This window comes from Xenorhabdus eapokensis (genome assembly GCF_001908105.1).
The window spans coordinates 1-906 of record NZ_MKGQ01000136.1 but is presented as its reverse complement, the minus strand read 5'-3'; the positions used below and the strand labels follow the sequence as shown (position 1 = coordinate 906).

Here is a 906-nt window from a genome sequence, read left to right as displayed (position 1 = left end):
ATACGATAAATTAGCCCGAAATTATGCCAGCATGTTGGCGCTGGCATTTGTCATGATATGGCTACCCATGTGGGTTGAGTAAAGGATAAACGGTAAACGTCAACACGCCCTAAAGTCTTTCTTGCAAGCATGACAGATGTGGAAAATCTTCCTCGCGTGAAATTATCTTCCGCTTCAGAATAGACATTTGAGATATTTATTGGGACATGATCTGGAGCAAGAGGAATATTTGGTTTTGGATATATTTCTTCTACATATCCATAGTCGTTATGGTTAGGGGAAAATGTTATGTCTAAATTGTAATCATATGAGCGTCTTAAGTAACCCCCTCCCTTGACGGTATTTTCATCCGGGGCAACTTCGGTAACAGTGACTCCATTACAGCTTCGACACAAAAACACCATTGCCAGTAACCGCTTTTGATTAAGAGGAAATTCTGACATGCACTCAAGTGTGGGTTTTTCCCTGAGGCAGTGTGGACATACTACATCTTGTAAGGAAACCATTGCCATGAATAACTTAACTCCGATAGTTAATGAAATAAATATGGCGCTCCAACATTCAAAGCGTCCCGAGGTGACATTGTTTCAGTATTATCAAACAGCCTCAGAATCAATGAAAAGTGCTATCGTATTATCAATGATAGGGAAGCTTATAGAGCAGCAAAAGCGCCTAAACAAAACATAAATCTATCATCTATCACTACACCTAAGTAGTGATCATTATTAAATTTTCCTATCTTTGCCACCGCAATCACCCCCAGAACCTCAATCTCTCCTATTGCGGCTGGCAACCTATTAACTCACGCGAGGTGAATGATGGAAAAGCGTATTGAAGAACCTTACTTTTTTAATCCAAATATGGATAGTGAAGAGCTGGAATACTGGTTAGGGCAGCAGAAAGTGT

General features: G+C 40.2%; 1 protein-coding gene and 1 pseudogene. One reads left to right on the top strand and one right to left on the bottom strand.

Annotation, left to right across the window (positions count from 1 at the left end; genetic code table 11):
• Window positions 1–82 (top strand): annotated as a pseudogene (locus Xedl_RS26075) (IS5/IS1182 family transposase); the annotation flags it as partial.
• On the opposite strand, the gene Xedl_RS26070 reads toward Xedl_RS26075, so the two are convergent.
• Window positions 51–512: a hypothetical protein gene (locus tag Xedl_RS26070; RefSeq protein WP_143187512.1), complete on the bottom strand. Its 462-nt coding sequence runs from the start codon at window positions 510–512 to the stop codon at window positions 51–53. The pseudogene Xedl_RS26075 and the gene Xedl_RS26070 sit on opposite strands and share 32 nt — an antisense overlap.
• Window positions 513–906 lie beyond the last annotated feature (394 nt).

Bases quoted from the DNA above. Each gene is read 5' to 3' on its own strand.
- Xedl_RS26070 (WP_143187512.1), bottom strand. From the start codon at position 512: ATGGCAATGGTTTCCTTACAAGATGTAGTATGTCCACACTGCCTCAGG.